The sequence below is a fragment of the Ensifer sp. 38_S197 genome, assembly GCF_056924495.1.
On record NZ_JBXOVZ010000002.1, the window covers coordinates 213,069 to 234,976 of the forward strand.

Here is a 21,908-nt window from a genome sequence, read left to right on the forward strand (position 1 = left end):
GGAACAACTTGGCGCCTTTGACCGGCGTGAACGCTGGCTTAAGTCTTGGCTTCGCAGCCAACCCCAGAGAAAGCCGGTGCCATGACCTCCGCCGCTTCGCCGCAATCCATCGCTTACATCACGGTCGACGTCTTTACCGCCGAACGCTTCGCGGGCAACCAGCTCGCGGTCATCCCGGATGCCCGGGGCCTGAGCGACCGGCAGATGCAGGCGATCGCAACCGAGTTCGGCTATTCCGAAGTCACCTTCGTGTTGCCGCCGCGCGATCCCGCCAATACGGCCGAGGTCCGGATCTTCACGCCGACGATGGAGATCCCCTTTGCCGGCCACCCGAATGTCGGCACCGCCTTCGTGCTTGGTCGACAGAAGGAGATCTTCGGCCGTGTGCCTGGTAGCATGCTGCGCTTCGAGGAAAAGGCGGGGCTTGTCGAGGCAACCCTGTCGCGGGAGAGGGGCGAGGTCACTGGCGCCAGCATCGTCGTGCCGCGCAGCCTGACGGCCGGCCCGGAAATCGACGTCGGAACGATCGCTTCCTGCGCATCGCTCCCATCAGAAGCCATCGGCACAAGCACCCATACGCCAATCCGCCTTTCCGTCGGCCTGCCCTTCGCGGTCGCGGAAGTTACTGATATTGCTACACTTTCGACGGCGCGACCGAACGTCACGGCGTTCCAGGCGGCCAATGCCCGCTACAAGCCGGAAGAAGACAGTTTCAGCCTGTTCCTTTACGTTCGCTCGGCAGAGGCGCCGTGGCAGATCCGGGCTCGCATGTTCGCCCCACTCGACAACGTCAACGAAGATCCCGCGACCGGCAGCGCCTCCGCAGCGCTCTCTGCACATCTCGTATCGCTGCTGCCGGATCAGGATATCGATGTCGAGATCACCATCGAACAGGGCGTCGAGATGGGCCGGCGCAGCCTCATCGGGGCGAGCGTCCGCAAGCAGGGCGGCGCCGTTCGTCAGGTCAGCCTTTCCGGCACTTGCGTCAGCGCCATGCGCGGGCTGATCGACCTGTAACAGCCTTTAGGCGGTGTCGCCGGGGTCGGGCAAAAGCGTCAGAATATCGGCGAACATATCCTGCCATTCAGCGTCGTCCATCTCGACAAAGCCGAAACCGCGCAGCAGGAAGACGCCTTCGGTGGCGAGGAAGGCGAGGCGTGCCCGGCGCCCCTCCTCCGTCGTGAGGTCGATGCCATCGAGACGGGCGCGGTACCAGGCGCGGTTTTTGGCCATATGCTCTTCCCGCTGCAGAAGCGCCGCCATCATGCCCGATGTCCGGGCTCTGTCGGCCGTGTTCATCCGGGCAGTCACCAAGGCATGGGCGCGCATTGCCTTCACTGGGTCGGGGTCCTCGCCGCCCTCCGTCGCAACCGCGGTGTCGAACTCGTTGAACCAACGCTCCATCATCGCGTCGATCAGACCGTCCTTGTTGCCGAAGCAATATTGCACGCCGCCCTTGGTGATACCGGCCGCCTTGGCGACCGCATCGATCGTCAGGCCGGCGGCGCCGACGGCGTTCACGATCGCCTCCGCCGCATCCAGAACCTTGTCACGATCGATTGTTCGACGTCGCCCCATCTTGACTTCCTATTTCAAATCCATACGTACGTATTTAAATATTGACCCTGACGTTAACAAGACCTGGCCGCCAATTCCCTGTGGGCGGCCACCCGAGGTGTACCATGCTTCCGCAAAATCGCTGGCTCATTCTGGCCATCGTATCGAGCGCACTCCTTTTGATCGTCGTCGACATGACGGTGCTCTACACTGCCCTTCCCCGTCTGACCCATGACCTCGGCGCGAGTGCATCCGAGAAGCTCTGGATCGTCAACGCCTATGCGCTCGTCGTTGCCGGCCTTCTGCCCGGTCTCGGCACGCTCGGCGACCGGCTCGGTCACAAGAAGCCGTTCATCGTCGGCCTGGCCGTCTTCGGCGTCGCTTCGCTGGTCGCCGCCTATGCGCCCACGCCCGTGATCCTGATCGGCGCCCGCGTTCTGCTTGCGGTCGGCGCCGCGCTGATGATGCCGGCAACGCTGTCGATCATCCGCCTCACCTTCACTGACGAACGCGAACGGGCGCTGGCAATCGGCGTCTGGGCCGCGATCGCCTCCGGAGGGGCTGCGATCGGCCCGGTTCTCGGCGGTTTCCTGCTCGAATATTTCTGGTGGGGTTCGGTCTTCCTGATCAACGTGCCGGTCGTCGCCATTGCCCTCACGCTCGGCATCGTCGTGCTGCCGAACAGCCCCGGCAATCCCAGGCATCCGTGGGATGCGCTCGGTTCGTTTCAGATCATGGTGGGCCTCGTTGGTCTTGCCTATGCCGTCAAGGAAACGAGCAAGCGCGAACCGTCGCTGGAAGCGGGCCTCGCTGCGGCCGTGATCGGTGCTATCGCACTCGTCCTGTTTGTCCGCCGGCAACGCCGTAGCGCGCGTCCGCTGATCGATTTCAGCCTGTTCCGCAACGGCGCGTTTTCCTCCGGCGTGGCGGCGGCACTGGTGGCGTCGGCCTCCATCGTCGGCATCGAGCTCGTCTTGAGCCAGCAGTTGCAGCTTGTTGACGGCTTTTCGCCGCTTGAAGCCGGCTTCTTCATTTTGCCGATCCCGCTCGCCGCCTTCGTTGCCGGCCCCCTGACCGGCATGCTGCTTCCGCGTCTTGGACCGGAAGTGGTACTGCGCTCCGGCCTGCTCCTCGCGGCCGCCGGTCTCACCGCTTACTTGCTGCTTCACGACATCGGCACGCTTGCCCAGATCGCCAGCCTCGTCGTTCTCGGCCTCGGGATCGGCGCCTCGATGACGGCCGCCTCCAGCGCCATCATGTTCAACGCCCCGCCCGAGCGGGCGGGCATGGCGGCATCGATCGAGGAGGTCTCCTTCGAACTCGGCGGCGCGATCTGGATTGCCGTTCTCGGCACCGTCATGTCGATCGTCTACACCGCCTTCCTCGTGCTGCCGGAAGGTGCCGCAATCTCGCCGATGGCGCGCGATAGCCTCGACGAAGCCTTGATCCTCGCCGAAAAGCTGCCGCCGGATCTGGCGGGCGAACTGGTGACGCGCGCCCAGCTTGCCTTCGAACAGGCATTCACCGTGGTGGTGATCGTTGCGACAGCCATGATGTTTGTCACCGGCTCGGCCATCTGGTGGCTGACGGGGGGCCGCAGCAGCGCCCCGACGGGTTCCCGCCAGACAAGCCACCACTGAACTGAAAGCGATCGCCGGTCCCCTCCGGCGGTCAGCGTAACCGTGCCTCACATTTCGCGATCGCCTCGAGCATCGCCTGGAAGCGCACGTGGTGCCGTACCGCGTCCAGATCGGAATCCTGCTTGAACCAAAGCAGCTGGTAACACGAGCTCTGCGGCAGCAGGGTTTCGAGAAGATCGAGCGCCACATCGATGTCGCCGAGAATGGAGTAGACGCAGGCGGTATTGTACCGCGCGACCACGTCGTCGGGGTCGATCGCCAGGGCGCGTGCCGCCCATTCCCGCGCCCGATCCGCCTCGCCCATATGGGCAAGTGCCAGTGCGCCGCGATGAGCCGGGCCGGAGTTTTCCGGGTTGAGTTCCAGCGCCCGCTCCGCTCGCGAAATGCCGATCTTCGCCCACTGCGTGCGTTCGGCGTCCCGGCCGAGCGAGCGGTAGGCGCTCATCAGGTGGATCGGCGACAGATAGTCGTCCGGCCTGATGTCCGCTGCACGCTTGAAGAACTGGATCGCCGTTTCGAAGGCACCCTGCATGAACAGGAAACGGGCATAATGGAAGTTCGCCTCGTACAGGCTGGGGTCCAAGGTCAGCGCCCGTTCGAACTCGGCGACCGCCTCGTCATCCTGGCCATCCTGATGCAGGACCAGGCCGCGGGAGGCATGCGCCTCCGCCAGGTTCGGATCGAGTTCCAGGGCTCTCGCGGTGGTGGAAAGAATGCTGTCCAGAGGGAACTCGTCCTCATGCCAGTCGCGCAGCGCCGACTCGCAATCGGCAATACCGGCATAGGCGCGCGCAAATTCGGGATCGAGCTCCACCGCCTTCAGGAACATGCGCCGGGCGAGCAGCAGATAGGACCGGGTCCAGGCATGCGAGAACTGCCGGCCGCGCAGATAGTAGGTATAGGCCTCCACGCTCGTGGTCGGGTCGCTTTCGATCGCACGCCGTTCCGCCGGCAACAGCTTGATCCTGAGCTGGTCGACGATGGAATGGGTGATCTCGTCCTGGATGGCGAAGATGTCGGTCAGATCCCGGTCGTAGCGGTCGGCCCACAGATGCGTGCCGGTCAAGGCGTCGATGAGCTGGCCGGTGATCCGAACCCGCGAGCCGGCCTTACGCACGCTGCCTTCGAGGATGTAGCGGACGCCGAGCTCCTGCGCGACCTGCTTCACCTTCACCGACCGCCCCTTGTAGGTGAATACCGTGTTGCGGGCGACGACATGCAGTTTCGAAATCTTCGAAAGATCCGTGATGATGTCCTCGGTGATGCCGTCGGAGAAATATTCCTGCTCCGGGTCATGGCTCATATTGGTGAAGGGAAGCACACCGACCGAGAGCCCGTAGCCGTCATCGAGCACGATAGGGCCGACCTCACTTGGTGCCGCCGCAACCTTCGTCGGCGCACCGAGCGCCACCGAATAGACATGCACGCCGGCGGCAATGTTCTTCAGTGCGTGTTCGCCCCTGTCGATGAAGCCGACGTCCAGGCGTGAACCGACATGATCGCGCACGGATGCGGAGACAGCGATGCCGGATGGTTCCGCCAGGCCTTCGAGCCGGGCGGCGACATTGACGCCGTCGCCGAAAATATCGCCGTCCTCGACGATGATATCACCGAGATGCACGCCGATACGCAGCTCGATGCGTTTCAGCGGCGGAACGCTTTCATTGCGGATGAGCATGCCGCGCTGAATATCGACGGCACAGGCAACCGCATTCACGACGCTCGCGAACTCGACGAGAATACCGTCGCCGGTCAGCTTGACGATGCGGCCCTTGTGACGATTGATCTTGGGATCGACGAGTTCGTTCTTGTGCCGTTTCATCGCGGCCAGCGTGCCGGTCTCGTCAGCCCCGATCAGGCGGCTGTAGCCCACGACATCGGCAGCGAGAATGGCAGCGAGACGGCGTTCCAAGAAACCCTCAAATTCACTTCCCGAATGAAAGAGGTAATCTAGCGCGTTATTCCCCATCTGTCCTGCGCCCTTTTGTAGTTGTAACGAATATACGTACAACCCAATAGCATCGGGCGAGCGGCCCCGGAGTTTCCAAGGAAACGGGTCCTTAGGGGCGAAATGGGCCGGCTACGGCCGGATCAAGACGGTCACCATCATCATGACGATGGCGAAGACGGCAATCTTCCAGAAGTCCCGGCGGCGGCGCAAACCCGGGATGCCGAGCGGCCACAGAAGCTGGATGGCCATTGCCAGCAGCAGGATAAGGGCGAGCGCCTTCTGCATGTTGCCCTCGTGTTCCGGGAGGCTGCCTCAACCGGCGAAGGTTTCGCAACGCCGGCACCATTCGTCGCACGGAGCAGCGCCTTCCCCCAAGGACTAGCGATACGTTGTGCACGGCAAAAAGGGCTAGTGTTTCCGCGAACGATTTGCAATGACCGGTCTCGTTCAATCGTCACCGATTGAAGGGAAAAACCTGCGGCAACTCGAAACGCTGCAAAGAGAAACCGGCTGGCAATTCACCAGGCATCGCCCTAACTTGCTGACGGCAGAACGAATTTCGGATGGATAATGAGAAAGAACCTGCTCCCGGTCGCCGCCCTCCTGCTCGGCACGTTGTTTCTCTTTCTGGGCAATGGCCTCCAGGGCTTGCTTCTTCCCGTGCGTGGTACCGCCGAAGGGTATCCGACCACCATCCTTGGCCTGATCGGCACGTCCTGGGCCGCCGGCTTCGTTCTCGGCTGCTTCTTCGCCCCGAACGTCGTCAAGCGCATCGGCCATGTGCGCGCCTTCAGCGTCTTTGCTTCGCTGATCGCCATCGTCGCGCTGCTGACCGGCATCATGATCAATCCGACCTGGTGGCTGATCCTGCGCGCGCTTACCGGCTTCTCCACCGCCGGCACCTCGATGATCATCGAAAGCTGGCTGAACGAGCGCGCCACCAATGAGAGCCGCGGCGTCATCTTCTCGCTCTATATCGCCATCACGCTCTTCGGCGTCGTCGGCGGCCAGATGATGATCCCCTTCGGCGACACCTCGACCAGCATCTTCTTCATGATCTGCGGCATCCTCTATTGCCTCGCCATGCTGCCGACGCTTCTGTCCAAGGCTGCCTCGCCGCAACCATTGAAGCAGGTCCGCCTCGACCTGCGCGCGCTTTATCGCAACTCGCCGGTGTCCTTCCTCGGCATCCTTCTCGTCGGCATCGCCAACGGTGCCTTTGGCACGCTCGGCGCCGTCTTCGGGCGGCAGGCCGGCCTTTCCGACAGCACGGTTGCGGCAATGATGAGCGTGGCGATCTTCGCGGGCGCGGTGATGCAGCTCCCGGCCGGCCGCCTCTCGGACCGCATCGACCGCCGCTATGTCCTGGCAGCGCTTGCGGGCGTCGGCGCCTTCGCCGGACTGCTGATCTTCCTGATCGAGCCGAGCCGGGTCTGGATCGTGCTGACGCTGATCGCGATCTATGGTGCTGCCGCCAACGCACTCTATCCGATCGCGGTTTCCCACGCCAACGACTTTGCGACCGCCGAAGACTTCGTGAAGGTCTCCGGTGGCCTGCTGCTGCTCTACGGCATCGGTACCATCATCGGCCCGACGATCGGCGGTCCGGTCATGGCGGCGGCCGGCCCCTACGGCCTGTTCATGATTACCGCCTGTGCCCACATTTTGATCACAGCCTATGCCATCATTCGCAGCCGGATGCGCGCGCCCGTGCCGGTCTCCGACCGCGATGCCTTCTCGCCGGTCAATGCCGGCGCGCCGACGACCCCGGAGAGCCTGCAGCTTTCGCCGCGCGCTGCCCCGTTCGAGGAAGCGCGTAGCGAACCGGACAACAACCAGAGATGGGAGGATCAGAGCGATGAGCCTGTTTGACGATGACCGACCCCAGAAGAAGGTGGTGCACGAGATCGGCAGCGACCTTTCATTGCTTTCAGTCGATGAACTCACCCAGCGCATCACCCTGTTGACGGAGGAAATCGCCCGGCTCGAAGCCGAGCGGACGCGCAAATCCGCAAGCCGCTCCGCTGCCGAAAGCCTGTTCCGCTGAACCGTTACCGCAGCGGCCGCGGCGCAGCAAAACGAAGCGCGTTTAACGGCGCATTAAGCATTATCTGCGATTGTCAGGGCATCCGGAGCTTTCCGGTTTCAGACAATTTCTCCGACTGGCGAATGGGTCTGATTTTCTCCCTGTTTTACCTTGAGAGCCGCTTTCCGCGGCTCTTTTTTTATTTTGGCATAGCTTTCGCTAAAGAACTGTGGAGATTAACCCTTTCTTAAGAATACCCTTGCGCGAAATGCGCTATCGGATCATTCTTCGAGCATAGAGACGGGCAAGGATTTAATTCCCATAACCGTCCGCTACCTGACTGTCGTGATGCGTTTGAACCAGGGAAAACAGGTCATGTCCGAGAGAGGATTGAATACGGTCAGTTTCGCGGGACACGCGGCGTCCTCGGCACAATTCAAGACACTCTATTCGGAAGGCATGGGTCTGGTCGAGGAAACGGCCACCTATCTCGACGGCCCCGGCCGCGCCGCCTCGAAGGTTCTGCCACGCATGGCATCGGTTCTCTACGCGGCCGAGTCCATGCGGCTTACCACCCGTCTGATGCAGATGGCTTCGTGGCTGCTGCTGCAGCGCGCCGTCAACAACGGTGAGATGAGCCGCGACCAGGTGATGTCGGAAAAGAGCAAGGTGCGCCTCGACAGCTTCAACGTCGACAAATCCGCTCCGGGCTGGGCCGAACTGCCGGAATCCTTCCGCGACCTGATCGAACGCTCGCTGCGCCTGCAAAACCGCGTCGCCCTGCTCGACCGCGAAATCTATCGCCCGCACGAAGCTGCCGCCATCGTTCCGGACAACCAGAACGGCGTCAAGGCGCAGATCAAGCTGCTGCAGACGGCCTTCGGCACCAACTGACAGCCCCTCTCCTCAGCATGCGGAAGACGAACCCGGCCCTGGCCGGGTTTTTGTTTTGCATCGCTGGCGTCACGAACGCGCGCGCCGCATCTTCGCCAGTAGAAACATCACCAGTACACAGCACAGGAAGCCAAGGGCCAACGGCAGTCCCCGATGCCCGAGCCACTGCATGGCCAGTCCCGTCGTGGGCGAACCCACGATGCCGCCGAGACCCCATGCAACTGCAAAGGCCGCGTTGCCGGCGATCAGGGCCTGGCCAGTGAAACGCTCGCCGAGCTGGATCAGCGACATCGTATAGATGCCAAACGAGACCCCGCCCCAGACGAAGACGAGTGGCCAGATGAGCCAGGAATTGAAGGCCCATGGCAGCAACAGGCATGCGGCCAGCGAGACCAGGACACAGAACACCATCGCCAACATCGAGCCGATCTGCTCGGCCATGCGACCGAGAAACACCTGCAGCAGCGCATTGCCGGCGATGAAGCAGGTCAGGAGGGAGGCGATCCGCCCCTCGGCATTTCCGAACGCGGCACCATAGCTGGTGAACAGGGAAAGCAGGGTTTGCTCGAAAGCGGCAGCGGTGAAAACCGCAAACAGGAGGAGAGGCGCCAGCGCCAGGAAGCCGCCGACGGAGGTTGCCTCGCCGTCATGGGGCATATCGGGCAGGCGCGGCACGACTGTCAGCAGGATCATGCCGCAGAGAAGGAAGGCCACGATGCCGATCAAGAACGGCGACCAGCCCTCCGTGCCGACGAGGCCGAGCGACAGTGGACCGATGGCGAAGCCGCCGGAAACGACCGAAGAATAGAGGCCCATGATGCGGCCCCGGCGCGAGGGAGGCGTGATCGCGATCAGCCAGGTTTCGCTGATCACGGACAGCGGATTGGCAAAGAAGCCGAGCAGGAAGCGCAGGGGCATCCAGGCCCAGAGGTCCTGCGTCCAGGCGATTGCGATCAGGGCGAGCGCGGCGCACAGCGAGCACAGGATAGCAAGCCACGCCGCACCCAGGCGCCGAACCAGCGCCGGAATGAGGGGAGCGGAAACGATGAAGCCCAGCGGCGTCATCGCCGCCGACAGGCCGATCAGCCCGGGCGTCGTTGCCTGCCGCTCCAGAATGAAGCTGAGCAAAGGATAGGTCAGCCCCTGGGCGACAGCGAACACCGTCACGGTCGCGATCGTGCCGGCTATCGCCGCCCAAGGAATTGATTGCTCCTGCGAAAACGCTGTGTCGCGCCGTCGCTCCACTGCGACACAGGGAGGCTGCTGGTCCGATATCATTCCGCTACGCGCCTCAGGCTTGCCAGAGATGTTTGGCGATTTCGATCTCGACCTGCCATCTTGGCAGGCCGATATCGTCGATCAGATGCGGGTCGTTCCTCGAAACCTGTTCGAGGTCCCGGCGAAAGCGAGCCCGCCTGTCCCAGGTCGCGACAATGCGTCTGAGCGCTGCGAGATTGGTGTGCCAGCACAACCGGCTTTCCTCCCGAGCGGATACGGCCAGCCGCATCGCCCGCTGCCGGGATACAGGAATGGGAACATGGTTCATGGCAGCCTCCATCGTCAGCCCGAAAGACGGATGAATTCTGCGGGAGCCGAGCCGGGGCGTAATTAAGCGCGTCCAAAAAGTTCTCAAGAACTTCCAAACGAACTATAGATGCGCCCCATGCAGGAAACGCGCTTTGCCTTTGGCCCCTTCGTGCTTGATCCGGGTGCGGGAACGCTCCTCCGGGACGATGATCCTGTTGCCATCGGCTATCGCGGACTAAAATTGCTTGTGGCGCTCGTCGGACGCCCCGGCGAAGTCCTGGGGAAGGCCGAACTGATGGACGCGGCGTGGCCGGGAACGGCTGTCGAGGAGGGCAATCTCACCGTCCAGATCGCGCAGCTCAGGAAGTTGCTTGGCCCGGCCGCCGGTGGTGGCGAATGGATCTCGACGGTCCCGCGCGTCGGCTATCGCTTCATAGGAAGCACGCGGAAGCTCGGTGCGGCAAGGCGGCGGCCGCTGTCCCTGCCGGACAAACCGTCGATCGCCGTTTTGCCCTTCGTCAACGTCAGCAATGACCCCGAGCAGGAGCCCTTCACGGATGGGCTGACCGAGGACCTGATCACCGACTTGTCCAGAGTTCCCGGCCTGTTCGTCATCGCGCGCAACTCGTCCTTTGTCTACAAGGGCAAGGCCGTGGACGTGCGCGCGATCGCGGATGACCTTGGCGTGCGCTACCTGCTGGAAGGCAGCGCCAGGCGCACGGCGGGACGCGTGCGCATCAATGCCCAACTGGTCGATGCATCGAGTGGCGACCATCTCTGGGCGGAACGCTTCGATCGCGAGCTGGAAGACATCTTCGCCGTTCAGGATGAGGTCACCGGCAAGATCGTGGAAGCGCTGCTCGGACAATTGCGGCCACCGCCGCTGCCACGCAAGCGGCCTGGTAACATCGACGCCTACGATCTCTGCGTGCGAGCGCGCAGACTGATGGACGATACGCCGCAAGCGGCACAGGAAGCGCACCTGATGCTGACGCGCGCGGTTTCGCTCGACCCTGATTACGCAGAGGCCTATCGCTGGCTGGCCATGAACCACTGGATGGGATGGGTGCACGCCGGCGGACCGACGGAGGCCGCCCGCGGCCTTGCCCTGGAGCTGGCGCGCAAAGCGGTCACGATCGATCCAGCCGATGCCGGCAGCCGCTGGATCCTGGCCTACCTGCTTGCCTATGAGCACAGCTTCACCGAAGCGGATGCGGAATTCGCCAAGGCGATCGAGCTCGATCCGAACGAGGCGGACACCTGGGCGGCGTTGTCCGACATCGAAGTTCTCGCCGGGCGGGTCGAGGAAGGCCTTAAGCATATCCGCAAGGCGTTCCGGCTGAACCCGTTTCCGGCAAGCTGGTACTATCTGACGCTCGGCCAGGCGCAATATGCGGCCGGCGACTACGCAGCCGCCATCGAGACGCTGCGGAGCGACGAGACCTATCGCACGAGCTCACGCCGGTTCCTGGCGGCAAGCCTCGCCCAGCTCGGCCGGCTCGACGAGGCGCGCACGGAAGCAGAGCTGTTTCTCGTGGCCAACCCGGTTTTTACGATCCGCCACTGGGCCGCGACCGAGCCATTCCGTGACGACGCGACGCTCGCGCATTTCGTCGATGGCTTTCGCAAGGCCGGGCTTCCCGAATGACACGCAAGCCCAGCCGCCTCTCGAGCGGCCAGCAAAAAGCCCGGCGCGATGGCCGGGCTTTGAGAATGCCGAAGAGGCGTTCGATTAGAGGCCGAGGCCTTCGAAGCGCTTCTTGAACTTGGAGACGCGGCCGCCGCGGTCCATGAGCTGCTGGTTGCCGCCCGTCCAGGCCGGGTGCGACTTCGGGTCGATTTCCAGGTTCATAGTGGCGCCTTCAGAACCCCAGGTCGAGCGGGTTTCGTATTCGGTGCCGTCAGTCATGACCACCTTGATCATGTGGTAGTCGGGATGGATGTCTGCCTTCATAACGATCTTCCTAGAGTTCCAGGGTCCAATTGTCGCAAGGCATTGCGACTTCGAGACCGAACACGTAAATGAAGCCGCGGACCGGCTGAAGGGCCACGGCTTCCCAATTCGATGCCGTGCCTATACATCAAGGTCTGCGGGATAACAAGTGCCGCGCGGAAGACTCATGGGCAAACCCTTTCCTCCGTGGTTGGCGAACGGGGGTCAAGTGTCCGAACGAGAAAACCAGGCGCCAGCGCGCAAATCCATCCGCCCGCTCGCCACGCTTCTGCCTTATCTTGCCCGCTACCGCCATCTGGTCGTCGGCGCAGGCATTTCTCTGATCCTGGCCGCGGTCACGACGCTGGCGCTGCCTCTGGCCGTCCGGCGGATGGTCGACAACGGCTTTTCCAGTTCCGATTCCGGTTTCATCAACACCTATTTCTCGATGTTGATGATGCTTGCGATCGTGCTCGCCCTGGCCAGCGCCGCGCGCTACTATTTCGTCATCACGCTGGGCGAGCGCATCGTTGCCGACCTTAGGCGCAATGTCTTCGATCGCGTCACCCGGCTTTCCGCCTCCTTCTTCGACGTCAACCAGTCCGGCGAGATCGTCTCGCGGTTGACGGCCGACACGACCCAGGTCAAGTCCGCGGTCGGCGCCACCGCTTCGGTCGCGCTGCGCAACCTGATCCTGTGTCTCGGCGCCATCGGCATGATGGTCTATACCAGCCCGAAGCTTTCGAGCCTGGTGCTGATCGCGATCCCGATCATCGTCTTCCCGCTCGTCGGCTTCGGCCGCTCCGTCCGCCGCCGCTCGCGCGAGGCGCAGGACACGCTTGCCACCGCGTCGGCCTATGCCGGCGAGGCGATTGCCGCATCACGCACCGTGCAGGCCTTCAACGGCGAGGCGCTCGCCAACGATCGCTTCGCCAGCGCCGTCGAGGATGCCTATGGCGCCGCGCGCGCCGCGATCAAGGCACGCTCGGTGCTCACCGCCTTCGCCATCACCATGGTCTTCGGCAGCGTCGTCGCCGTGCTCTGGTTCGGCGCGCATGACGTGCTTGAGGGCAACCTTTCCGCCGGCACGCTCAGCCAGTTCCTGCTCTACTCGGTCTTTGCCGCCGGCAGCCTCGGTTCGCTCTCGGAAGTCTGGGGCGAACTCTCACAGGCCGCCGGGGCCGCCGAGCGGCTCAACGAACTCTTGTCGGAGGTCCCCGAGATCCAGGCGCCGGCAAACCCCGTCGCCATGCCCGTGCCGGCCTCCGGCGCGATCGCCTTCGACGACGTCTATTTCGCCTATCCGGCGCGGCCCGACTACAAGAGCCTGAACGGTCTCAGCTTCGCGATCGAGCCCGGCGAGACCGTCGCCATCGTCGGCCCTTCCGGCGCCGGCAAGAGCACGGTCTTCTCCATGCTCCTACGCTTCTACGACCCCGCCAAGGGTGCGGTGATGGTCGACGGCCTCGATGTCCGTACGGTCGATCCGAAGGAACTGCGCGACCGGCTGGCGATCGTGCCGCAGGACGTCACGATCTTCGCTTCGTCGGTTCATGACAATATCGCCTTCGGTGTCCCCGGTGCGACCCGCGAGGCGGTGCGTGCTGCGGCCGTCGCCGCGCAGGCGGACGAATTCATCGGCCGGCTCGACAACGGCTACGACACGCTTGTCGGAGAACGCGGCATCACGCTTTCCGGCGGCCAGCGCCAGCGTATCGCGATTGCCCGTGCCATCCTCAAGAACGCACCGATCCTGCTTCTCGACGAGGCCACCTCGGCTCTCGACGCCGAAAGCGAGACGCTGGTGCAGAAGGCCCTCGATGGCCTGCTGCGCGAGCGCACGACGATCATTATCGCCCACCGGCTTGCGACTGTGCTGAAGGCAGACCGCATCCTGGTCATGGATCATGGCCGGATCGTCGAGGAAGGAACGCACGTCTCCCTCATCCGCCAGGGTGGCCTCTATGCCAAGCTCGCGCGGCTGCAGTTCGACCACGGCGCCGAGGCCCTGTTCGTCGCCACGAAAAGCTGAGCCGCTGCGGCGGCTCGCTCCTCCCGATTTCACAGCCGGCGGTTGCCGACTGAGAAGCGAGCCCTATTGTTATGGGGCCGGCCTGCCAGAGGCCGTTCTCTGCGGTTCGCAGACATGATCGGGAGGAAATTCGCATGGCATTTTCGCAACTGACCCGGCGCGCAACGCTGACGCTGGGCCTGATGGCGCTATCGGCGCTGCCCTTCGGCACCTCGGCCCTCGCCCAGGGCTTCCCGGACCGGCCGATAACCATGGTCGTTCCCTTCGCCGCCGGCGGCTCAACCGACGTGGTCGCCCGCATCGTCGCGCAGAAAATGTCCGAGGACCTCGGCGAACAGGTGATCGTCCAGAACGTCGCCGGCGCCGGCGGCAATCTCGGCGCCGCCAATGTCGCGCGGGCCGATCCGGACGGCTACACGATCCTGATGGGAACCGTCGCCACCCACGCGCTCAATCCGCTGATCCTGAAGACCAAGCCCTACGATCCGGAAAAGGACTTCGCGCCGATCTCGCTGCTGGTCATCGTGCCCAACGTGCTGGTCGTCAATCCCGAGCTTCCCGCCAAGAACGTCGAGGAACTGCTGGCGCTGCTCAAGGCCAAGCCCGACGAATACAGCTATGCCTCCTCCGGCAACGGCACGCCGCTGCATCTCTCCGGCGAGCTCTTCAAGAAGATGGCCGGCGTCAGCATGCAGCACATCCCCTACAAGGGCGCCGGCCCGGCGCTGAACGACGTCATCGGCAACCAGGTGCCGATCATGTTCGACAATCTCCCCTCCTCCTCCGGCCACATCAAGGCCGGAACGCTGCGGGCGCTTGCCGTGACCACGGCGGAGCGCGCACCCTCCTTCCCCGATGTCCCGACAGTCGCTGAATCCGGTATCCCGGGCTACGAGACCTATACCTGGAACGCGCTCTTCGCCCCGGCGAACACGCCGCAACCGGTGGTCGCTCGCCTCAACGAGGCCGCAAACAAGGCCATGAAGGATCCCGCCGTCATCGAGCGCATGAAGGAGTTCAGCGCCAAGATCGTCGGCTCGACCCCTGAGGAACTCGCCGCCCATGTGAGCGCGGAACTGGCAAAGTGGACACCGGTCGTTCGCGACGCCAATGTTCAGATGGATTGATTAAGAGAACCCGCGAGACGCGCCCCTCATCCGGCTGCCGCCACCTTCCCCCGCTGGTGGGAAGAGACTTAGGGTGAGGGGCTAATACCGATTCACACGCCCGCAGCAGCCCGCCCCGCCATTCGGCCGGAAAAGATGCAGCCGCCGAGGAAGGTGCCTTCCAGTGCATTGTAGCCATGCATGCCGCCACCGCCGAAACCGGCGACCTCGCCGGCGGCATAAAGGCCTGGCACCGGCTCGCCCGACTGTTCCAGCACTTGACCCGAGAGGTCCGTCTGCAAACCGCCAAGCGTCTTGCGCGTCAGGATATGCAGGCGAACGGCGATCAGCGGCCCGGCTTTCGGGTCGAGCAGGCGGTGCGGCTTGGCGGTGCGCAGCAGCCGATCGCCGCGATAGGCGCGGGCGCCGCGGATCGCGGTGACCTGGGCATCCTTGGAGAAGGGATTGCTGATTTCGCGATCGCGCGCCTCGATCTGCTGGCGAAGATGGTCGAGCGACAGCCGGTTCTCGCCCGTCAACGCGTTCATCGCCGGCACCAGGTCTTCGAGCCGATCCCGGACGATGAAATCCTCGCCCCTGTCCATGAAAGCCTGGACCGGCGCGGGTGGGTTCTTACCGAGCCGCTTCAGGAGCAGCGAGATATTCTTGCCGGTCAGGTCCGGGTTCTGCTCCGAACCGGAAAGCGCGAACTCCTTCTTGATGATCGCCCGCGTCAGGATGAACCAGCTATAGTCGTGGCCGCTGTCGCGGATCGCCTGCAGGGTTCCGAGCGTATCGAAACCCGGCATCGCCGGAGCGGAAAAGCGGTTGCCGTCGGCGTCGCACCAGAAGGAGGATGGGCCGGGCAGGATGCGGATGCCATGATCCGGCCAGATCGGGTCGAAGTTCCTGAGCCCCTCGGTATAGTGCCACATGCGATCCGAGTTGATGACCGAGCCGCGCGCCCGGCTGGCAATCTCCAGCATGCGGCCGTCGACATGGTGCGGCACGCCCGAAACCATCGTTGCCGGCGGCTGGCCAAGCCGCTTGCGCGGCCAGTTGCGCCGGACCAGATCGTGGTTGCCGCCAATGCCGCCCGAGGTGACGACGACCGCACCCGCCGATATCTCGAAATCGCCGGCGACGTCGCGTGAGCTGCGCTCACCCCGTCGGACCGGATCCTCCTTCAGCAGTGCCCCGCGGGCACCCGTCACCCGGCCGTTCGAAGTCATGAGTTCGTCGACCCTGTGGCGGAACCTGAAGCGCACGAGACCGCGGCTTTCCGCCTCCCGCGTCAGGCGGATGAAGGGTTCGAGCACCGCCGGCCCGGTGCCCCAGGTGACGTGGAAACGAGGCACCGAGTTGCCGTGGCCATGGGCAAGCCCGCCACCGCGCTCGGCCCAGCCGACGACCGGAAACCAGCGCATGCCGAGGGAATGCAGCCAGCGGCGCTTTTCGCCAGCGGCAAAATCGAGATAGGCTTCGGCCCAGAGCCGCGGCCAATGGTCCTCCGGACGGTCGAACTGCGAAGACCCCATCCAGTCCTGCCAGGCAAGCTCGCGCGTGTCACGAATGCCCATGCGCCGCTGCTCGGGGCTATCGACGAAGAATAGGCCGCCTAGCGACCAGAAAGCCTGGCCGCCAAGGTTTTGTTCGCCTTCCTGATCGAGAACGATGACCTTGCGCCCAAGGGCGGCCGCCTCCGAAGCGGCGACCAGGCCGGCAAGCCCCGCGCCGATGACCAATACATCGCAATCCATGAAATGCCCTCCCCTGCATCCCATACGGCAACCTTCGCGCATCTTAAAAAACGCGCGGCGCTATGGGTCGCCGTCGCCATGTCCATGGCTGCCGCAACTGTTACGCGTACGTCAAGGTCAATTCAAGAGTCGGACGTCGAGCACGGTGTGGCGGGGACTGCGGCCTACTTTTCGGTCAGCTTGAGCTCGATGCGGCGGTTCTGGGCCCGGGCCTCCGGGGTTTCGCCAGGCGCAATCGGCTGATACTCGCCGAAACCGGCAGCAACCAGCCGATCGGCAGGCACGCCCTTCGAAATCAGGAACTTGACCACCGAGGTCGCTCGCGCCGAGGAAAGTTCCCAGTTGTCGGCATAGCGGCCGGCTCCGGAAAGCTGGACATTGTCCGTATGGCCGTCGACGCGCAGCACCCAGTTGATCTCCGCCGGAATCTCCTTGGCGAGATCGAGCAGCGCCGAGGCGAGTTTCGCCATCTCCGCCTGCCCCTCGGGATTGAGCTCACTGCCGCCGGATGGGAACAGTACCTCCGACTGGAACACAAAGCGGTCGCCGACGATGCGGATGTTTTCGCGATCGGAGAGGATTTCCCTCAAGCGTCCGAAGAAGTCGGAGCGATAGCGGTTGAGCTCCTGCACCCGCTGGGCAAGCGCCACATTCAGGCGTCGGCCAAGGTCGGCGATCTTCGTCTGCGAGGCCTGGTCCTTCGCTTCCGATGCCTGGAGCGCATCCTCGATGGCGGCGATCTGGTTGCGCAGCGCCGCGATCTGCTGGTTCAGGAGCTCGATCTGGCTCATCGCCCGGGCGCTGACCTCACGCTCGTTCTCAAGCTCCGAGCCGAGGCGCCCGATCTTCTGGTTGGCGGCTTCGGTGCTGCCGGCGCCCTGGTCGAGCAAGGCCTGGAGCCGCGAACGCTCGCCTTCCGACTGCGACAGTGACGCCTGGAGGTTGGCGAGCGAATCCTCGAGATCCTGCTTGCCGCTCTTCTCGAGCGCCAGGAGCTGCGTGAGCTCGTTGATCTGGCTGTTCAGCCGGGTCAGCACTTCGTCCTTGCCGCTGATTTCGCGGCTCAGCAGAAACTGCCCAAGAACGAAGACGGTGAGCAGGAACATGATCGAAAGCAGGAGCGTCGACAGCGCATCGACGAAACCCGGCCAGTAGTCGATCGTGCGCTGCGAGCGGCCTTTGCGGGCGAGCGCCATGGATTACTCTCCTCCGGTCTCGTCCAATTGTCCGAGCTTGGCCGACAACGACGACCTTTCGCCGGCGACGGTGATCCGCTCGCCGCCGCCGATGCGCGACGACAATTTGTCGAGCGTCCTGCGCATCGCTTTGGCCTCTTCCTGCTGCGCTTCGATCCAGTCGCGCAGCATCTGCTGCTCGCCGCGCATGTTTTTCACCAGGCCCTGGATACCCTCGGCAAGGCTTGCCATGGCGGCGGTCGTACGTTGGCTCGAACCGCCCTCCTGATTGAGGCGCACCAACTGATCCGTGAGCTTTTTCAACTCCTCGACCGGCGCACCCGAAGGCGCATCGAGCGATGCCGTCAGCTCGGAGCCGACGTCGGTGACGGAAGAAAGCCAGTTTTCAAGCTCGGTATAGAAACGGTTCTGGGCGCGGCCGGCCTGCAGGTCGAGGAAGCCGAGGATCAGCGAACCGGAAAGACCAAAGAGCGATGTCGAGAACGCCGTGCCCATGCCGGTCAGCGGCGCCGACAGGCCGCTCTTCAGGGCCGCCAGAATGTCTTCGGTGGTGCCCGAACCGGCATCCAGCGACTGGATGACCGTGTTGATCGAACCGATGGTGCCCAAAAGACCCCAGAATGTGCCGAGCAGACCGAGAAACACGAGAAGGCCGGTCAGGTAGCGTGAAATATCACGCGATTCATCGAGGCGGGTCGCGATCGAATCCAAAATCGAACGCAGCGCCGTCGTCGAGATCGCCGTCTGGCGGGCACCGATCAGCGCCCGCATCGGCGCCAGCAACACCGGGTCGCGACCCACCTTGTCGGCACTGCCGGCGGCGCGGAAGGAATTGAACCAGCGCACCTCGGGCCGCAGGCCGAGCACATGGTTGAAGACGAGCAGGATACCGATCAGCAGCACCCCGAGGATCAAGCCGTTGAGCCCGGGATTGGCGAGAAAGGCGTTGTGTGCCTGCCGAAAGAGGATTGCGCCCACGAAACCGACGATGATCAGGAAGACCACCATGATCCAGAAATAGTGCATGGGGCTCGAAAGCTTGTGCGGATTATAGCCTTCTTCCATGCCTTCCCGACCGTTCCACCCGGACAGATGCAATTGCGTCATGGGTATAAGTATCTCCCGGTTTTTTCTTGTCGGAACGGCTCCGCGCCGGCGCGGAGCCTACTGCATAATTCCCGAAACCGAAATCGATTCAAGGATGAAATTCAACCGTTCCCAAAGTGAGGCGACGGCCGCAACGGCCTTAGATAGGCACAGCCATGTGGCACTGTCGTGTTGCCTCATTCCGGATCAGCCAGAAAAACAAAGCCTCCGACGCGGGCGAGCGCCGGAGGCCGAGCATCCGAATGGGATCGCTGCTTACTTCGTCGGCACCGGACGGTGCACGACATCCCTGAGCGCCTTGGTGATGTATTCGTTGCCGCAAACGATCGAGCCGTCGTCGATCGGCTTGGCGCCGCCGTTGATATCGTGCGCCCAGCCACCGGCCTCACGGATCAGCAGCACGCCGGCGGCAATGTCCCAGGCGGCGAGATCGCGTTCCCAATAACCGTCGTAGCGGCCGGCCGCCACATAGGCGAGATCAAGCGAGGCGGCACCCATGCGGCGGATACCAGCCACTTCCCCCATCACGTGGCGCAGTTCGATCAGATACTTGCCGTGGTTGCCGCGGCCGAGATGCGGGGTACCGGTCGCGATGACCGCGTCGGACAAATGCTTGCGCGCGGCAACGCGCAGGCGACGGTCGTTGAGAAACGCGCCGCCGCCACGCTCGGCGGTGTAGAGCTCATCGGTCGCCGGGTTGAAGATGACGGCGCCGACGATCTCGCCCTGGCGCTCCAACGCAATCGAAACGGCGAAATGCGGGATACCGTGCAGGAAGTTGGTGGTGCCGTCGAGCGGGTCGACGATCCAGCGATGCGCGCCGTCCGTGCCGACGATCTCTTCGCCTTCCTCGCCGAGGAAGCCATAGGTCGGGCGGGCCTTCAGGAGTTCCTCGCGGATGAGTTTTTCGGCCTTGCGGTCGGCCTGCGAAACATAGTCGCCGGGTCCCTTGAGCGAGACCTGCAGGTTCTGGACTTCGCCGAAATCGCGGGCCAACGACTTGCCGGCCTTGAAGGCGGCCTGAACCATGACATTGAGAAGAGCTGAACGGGCCATCTGGCGATCCCTTGAAAACGAAGGCCGATCGAACGCTTCGATCGGACGTTGAACCTGCTTGACGGAACATAGGCCGCATTGCCGGCCCTTCCGCAATTCCCTCGATCGGAAGCGATCCAGGGACGCAGGGCAAGCCGCAGATTGAGCTCCGTCGTCAAAAAACCGAGTGAATGCTCACTCCGCACGTGAACCGCCGCGATGATCAGGGCGCAACGTGCAAAACCGCGGCCTCAGAACCACAAATGGCCCGCAAGTTCAAGCGAAATAGCATTTCCGCCGAACGGCCACCAAAGATTCGACCGCGATCGGAGCCGTTCAGCTCCGGCGATACTTGTTGGCGGCACTCAGTGCCTGCTTCTGCTGTTCTTCGTTGAGACCGAGATAGAAGTCTTCGAGCGCATCATCCTTGAGACCGGCGCGACGCGAAAGCACATACCATTTCGCCGCCTCGACCGGATTGGGTCTGGTGCCGATGGCGTTGACGTAGAGGTGCGAAAGCCGATTCTGCGCAACCACGTTGCCGCCCTCGGCCGCCCGCCGCATCCAGCCGAAACCCTCTTCGAGATTGCGGTCGCCGGCAATGCCCTCGATCATCCAGATCGCGATGTCGAGTTGGGCCGTGTCGTAACCCGCCCGTGCCGCGCGGATCAGCCATTCGCGCGCCCGAGCCCGTTTGCTTTCCTCGATGCCGTCGACATTGACCAGGATCTGCGACAGCGCATATTGCGCATCCGCGATGCCCTGCTCGGCCGACTTCTCATAATAGGGCATCGCCAGCTTCAGTCCCTTGGGTCCGGGATTGTCGGCGACGAGCGTCTGGCCGTAGTTGAATTGGGCCGAGCCATTGCCGAGATCGGCAGCCTTCTTCATCAGCTCTTCGGACTTCTTCCGGTCGCGCTTGACGTAACGGCCCTCCATCAGGATCAGCGCGTATTTGAACATCGCGGCGGGATCGCCTTTTTCAGCCGCCTGGCCATACCAGAAGGCAGCCTGCTTGGGGTCGCGCACGACGCCCAGTCCCTGCTGCAGGATTTCGGCGATCAGCGTCTGCGCCGCCGGATCGCCAAGCTGCGCCCGCGGCAGCGCCAGATCCATCGCAGTCAGGTAGTAGCCTCGTTGGAATGCGCCATAGGCATCGTCGACCTTGCCGGTGAAGGGCTTTTCCGCCGGCAATGCCGGCAATTCGGCGCCCATGCGATCGAAAACGTTGACGCCGGAAGACGGCACGGTGCCATCGGCCGGCTTCTTGTTGCCGCCAGCCGACTTGTCATCGCCTTTGTCGGCCGCGCCCTCCGGCATCGCCGCCCCGTTGAAGGGCGTGATGCGGCCGCGCTTCTCGACGCCCGCGTCCTCCGCGCCAGCATTCTGCTGCTGCGCATGCGCCGGCAGTGCCAGGGCGGCGGCCATGGCAACAAGGCAAAGACCTCGACTCAATCTGGAAGGTAGTCGGCTCAACATCGACACGTCTTAATCTTCAAACCGTGGCGCTTTTTCGTCAAGAAGTGCGTTGACCGCAGCCACGACCGAAGGTGCCTGCCCGGGCTCGCCGAAGACGGCAAGGCGAAGCGCCACGAACTCTGCACCGGTCTCTGCCACCGCCAGCGCCGATTGCGGGTCCGTGCCGCCCATGACGATGCAGGGGATCTCGATCATCGACGCCCACCATTCGGCGAGCGCCAGGTTCTTCGGATGCGCTTCCGGCTTGATGTCGCCATCGGTCTTGCCGAAGAACACGTAGTCCGGGCGCACCTCGCCGATCTCGAGCGCGTGGTGGCGGTCGGCCGCATTGCCTCCGCCGACGATCAGTTTCGGCGTGTGTTTCTCGACCGCCTCACCAAGCACTTCCGCATTGCCGGCAACGTGCAGGCCGTCAGCCTTGGCGCGGCCGGCCACGCGGGAGTCACCCTCGATGAGTGCCGCGGCACCCGCCTCCTGGATGACCGGCACCAGACGCTCGGCGTGTTTCTGGAACTCGGAGTCGTCCAGCCCGTATTGCGGCACGATCACGGAAGCGACGTCGCCGCCCTTCAGGGCATCGGCGAGCACTTTCACGCGTTCCGCCGCGTCGGGCATGTCGGGTGCAATCAGCACCAGGCGGCAACGTTCTGCTGTCATATTCGGAC

20 protein-coding genes are annotated in these 21,908 nt (G+C 63.6%); 8 read left to right on the plus strand and 12 right to left on the minus strand.

Annotated features, from left to right (window positions below):
• Positions 1-81: 81 nt before the first annotated feature.
• Positions 82-1,017, plus strand: coding sequence for a PhzF family phenazine biosynthesis protein (locus AC1Z3V_RS14390; protein ID WP_483499922.1), 936 nt, complete (start codon positions 82-84; stop codon positions 1,015-1,017).
• Between the two features lie 6 nt (positions 1,018-1,023).
• On the opposite strand, the gene AC1Z3V_RS14395 is transcribed toward AC1Z3V_RS14390, so the two are convergent.
• The gene (locus AC1Z3V_RS14395) at positions 1,024-1,578 is read right to left on the minus strand and encodes a TetR/AcrR family transcriptional regulator (protein WP_483499924.1); all 555 of its coding nucleotides are present in this window, start codon (positions 1,576-1,578) and stop codon (positions 1,024-1,026) included.
• A gap of 104 nt (positions 1,579-1,682) precedes the next feature.
• On the opposite strand from AC1Z3V_RS14395, the gene AC1Z3V_RS14400 reads away from it, so the two are divergent.
• Positions 1,683-3,197: an MFS transporter gene (locus AC1Z3V_RS14400; RefSeq protein ID WP_483499926.1), complete on the plus strand. Its 1,515-nt coding sequence runs from the start codon at positions 1,683-1,685 to the stop codon at positions 3,195-3,197.
• Between the two features lie 31 nt (positions 3,198-3,228).
• Here AC1Z3V_RS14400 and AC1Z3V_RS14405 read toward each other — a convergent pair whose 3' ends face one another.
• Positions 3,229-5,166 carry a TPR end-of-group domain-containing protein gene (locus AC1Z3V_RS14405; RefSeq protein ID WP_483499928.1) on the minus strand — a complete coding sequence of 646 codons (1,938 nt, stop codon included), beginning with the start codon at positions 5,164-5,166 and terminating at the stop codon, positions 3,229-3,231.
• Between the two features lie 111 nt (positions 5,167-5,277).
• Positions 5,278-5,433, minus strand: coding sequence for a hypothetical protein (locus AC1Z3V_RS14410; RefSeq protein ID WP_173520420.1), 156 nt, complete (start codon positions 5,431-5,433; stop codon positions 5,278-5,280).
• Positions 5,434-5,718: 285 nt separating this feature from the next.
• On the opposite strand from AC1Z3V_RS14410, the gene AC1Z3V_RS14415 reads away from it, so the two are divergent.
• The 3 genes from AC1Z3V_RS14415 to rcdA all read left to right on the plus strand — a co-directional run bounded on the left by AC1Z3V_RS14415 (position 5,719) and on the right by rcdA (position 8,068).
• Positions 5,719-7,020: an MFS transporter gene (locus tag AC1Z3V_RS14415; protein ID WP_483499930.1), complete on the plus strand. Its 1,302-nt coding sequence runs from the start codon at positions 5,719-5,721 to the stop codon at positions 7,018-7,020.
• Positions 7,007-7,195 carry a DUF1192 domain-containing protein gene (locus AC1Z3V_RS14420; protein ID WP_173520418.1) on the plus strand — a complete coding sequence of 63 codons (189 nt, stop codon included), beginning with the start codon at positions 7,007-7,009 and terminating at the stop codon, positions 7,193-7,195. The genes AC1Z3V_RS14415 and AC1Z3V_RS14420 overlap by 14 nt, the downstream gene beginning before the upstream one ends.
• A gap of 354 nt (positions 7,196-7,549) precedes the next feature.
• A complete protein-coding gene (gene rcdA / locus AC1Z3V_RS14425) occupies positions 7,550-8,068 on the plus strand; it encodes a protease adaptor protein RcdA (protein ID WP_043610604.1) in 519 nt (172 codons plus the stop codon).
• A gap of 69 nt (positions 8,069-8,137) precedes the next feature.
• Here rcdA and AC1Z3V_RS14430 read toward each other — a convergent pair whose 3' ends face one another.
• Together AC1Z3V_RS14430 and AC1Z3V_RS14435 are read right to left on the minus strand one after the other, a co-directional pair.
• On the minus strand, positions 8,138-9,346 hold the full coding sequence (locus tag AC1Z3V_RS14430; RefSeq protein ID WP_483499932.1) for an MFS transporter: 1,209 nt from the start codon (positions 9,344-9,346) through the stop codon (positions 8,138-8,140).
• 13 nt (positions 9,347-9,359) lie between these two features.
• Positions 9,360-9,614, minus strand: coding sequence for a DUF1127 domain-containing protein (locus tag AC1Z3V_RS14435; protein ID WP_483499933.1), 255 nt, complete (start codon positions 9,612-9,614; stop codon positions 9,360-9,362).
• A gap of 117 nt (positions 9,615-9,731) precedes the next feature.
• Between AC1Z3V_RS14435 and AC1Z3V_RS14440 the strand changes: the two genes are divergently transcribed.
• The gene (locus AC1Z3V_RS14440) at positions 9,732-11,243 is read left to right on the plus strand and encodes a winged helix-turn-helix domain-containing tetratricopeptide repeat protein (protein WP_483504085.1); all 1,512 of its coding nucleotides are present in this window, start codon (positions 9,732-9,734) and stop codon (positions 11,241-11,243) included.
• Positions 11,244-11,327: 84 nt separating this feature from the next.
• Here AC1Z3V_RS14440 and rpmE read toward each other — a convergent pair whose 3' ends face one another.
• Positions 11,328-11,549, minus strand: a complete 222-nt coding sequence (gene rpmE / locus AC1Z3V_RS14445) for a 50S ribosomal protein L31 (RefSeq protein WP_173520415.1) — start codon at positions 11,547-11,549, stop codon at positions 11,328-11,330.
• Positions 11,550-11,715: 166 nt separating this feature from the next.
• Between rpmE and AC1Z3V_RS14450 the strand changes: the two genes are divergently transcribed.
• Positions 11,716-13,560, plus strand: a complete 1,845-nt coding sequence (locus tag AC1Z3V_RS14450) for an ABC transporter ATP-binding protein/permease (protein ID WP_483499935.1) — start codon at positions 11,716-11,718, stop codon at positions 13,558-13,560.
• 134 nt (positions 13,561-13,694) lie between these two features.
• The gene (locus tag AC1Z3V_RS14455) at positions 13,695-14,687 is read left to right on the plus strand and encodes a Bug family tripartite tricarboxylate transporter substrate binding protein (RefSeq protein WP_483499937.1); all 993 of its coding nucleotides are present in this window, start codon (positions 13,695-13,697) and stop codon (positions 14,685-14,687) included.
• Between the two features lie 92 nt (positions 14,688-14,779).
• Here AC1Z3V_RS14455 and AC1Z3V_RS14460 read toward each other — a convergent pair whose 3' ends face one another.
• From AC1Z3V_RS14460 to AC1Z3V_RS14485, 6 genes are all read right to left on the minus strand, one after another.
• Positions 14,780-16,426: an FAD-binding dehydrogenase gene (locus AC1Z3V_RS14460; protein WP_483499939.1), complete on the minus strand. Its 1,647-nt coding sequence runs from the start codon at positions 16,424-16,426 to the stop codon at positions 14,780-14,782.
• A 164-nt stretch (positions 16,427-16,590) separates the two neighbouring features.
• On the minus strand, positions 16,591-17,622 hold the full coding sequence (locus AC1Z3V_RS14465) for a peptidoglycan -binding protein (protein ID WP_429813344.1): 1,032 nt from the start codon (positions 17,620-17,622) through the stop codon (positions 16,591-16,593).
• Positions 17,623-17,625: 3 nt separating this feature from the next.
• Positions 17,626-18,729, minus strand: coding sequence for a flagellar motor protein MotA (locus AC1Z3V_RS14470; protein WP_429813342.1), 1,104 nt, complete (start codon positions 18,727-18,729; stop codon positions 17,626-17,628).
• Between the two features lie 255 nt (positions 18,730-18,984).
• Positions 18,985-19,785 (minus strand): inositol monophosphatase family protein, encoded by an 801-nt coding sequence (locus AC1Z3V_RS14475; RefSeq protein WP_429813340.1) that lies wholly within the window; start codon positions 19,783-19,785, stop codon positions 18,985-18,987.
• A 315-nt stretch (positions 19,786-20,100) separates the two neighbouring features.
• Positions 20,101-21,192: a tetratricopeptide repeat protein gene (locus AC1Z3V_RS14480; RefSeq protein WP_483499941.1), complete on the minus strand. Its 1,092-nt coding sequence runs from the start codon at positions 21,190-21,192 to the stop codon at positions 20,101-20,103.
• A gap of 60 nt (positions 21,193-21,252) precedes the next feature.
• Positions 21,253-21,900, minus strand: a complete 648-nt coding sequence (locus tag AC1Z3V_RS14485) for a thiamine phosphate synthase (RefSeq protein ID WP_483499943.1) — start codon at positions 21,898-21,900, stop codon at positions 21,253-21,255.
• Positions 21,901-21,908: the final 8 nt, after the last annotated feature.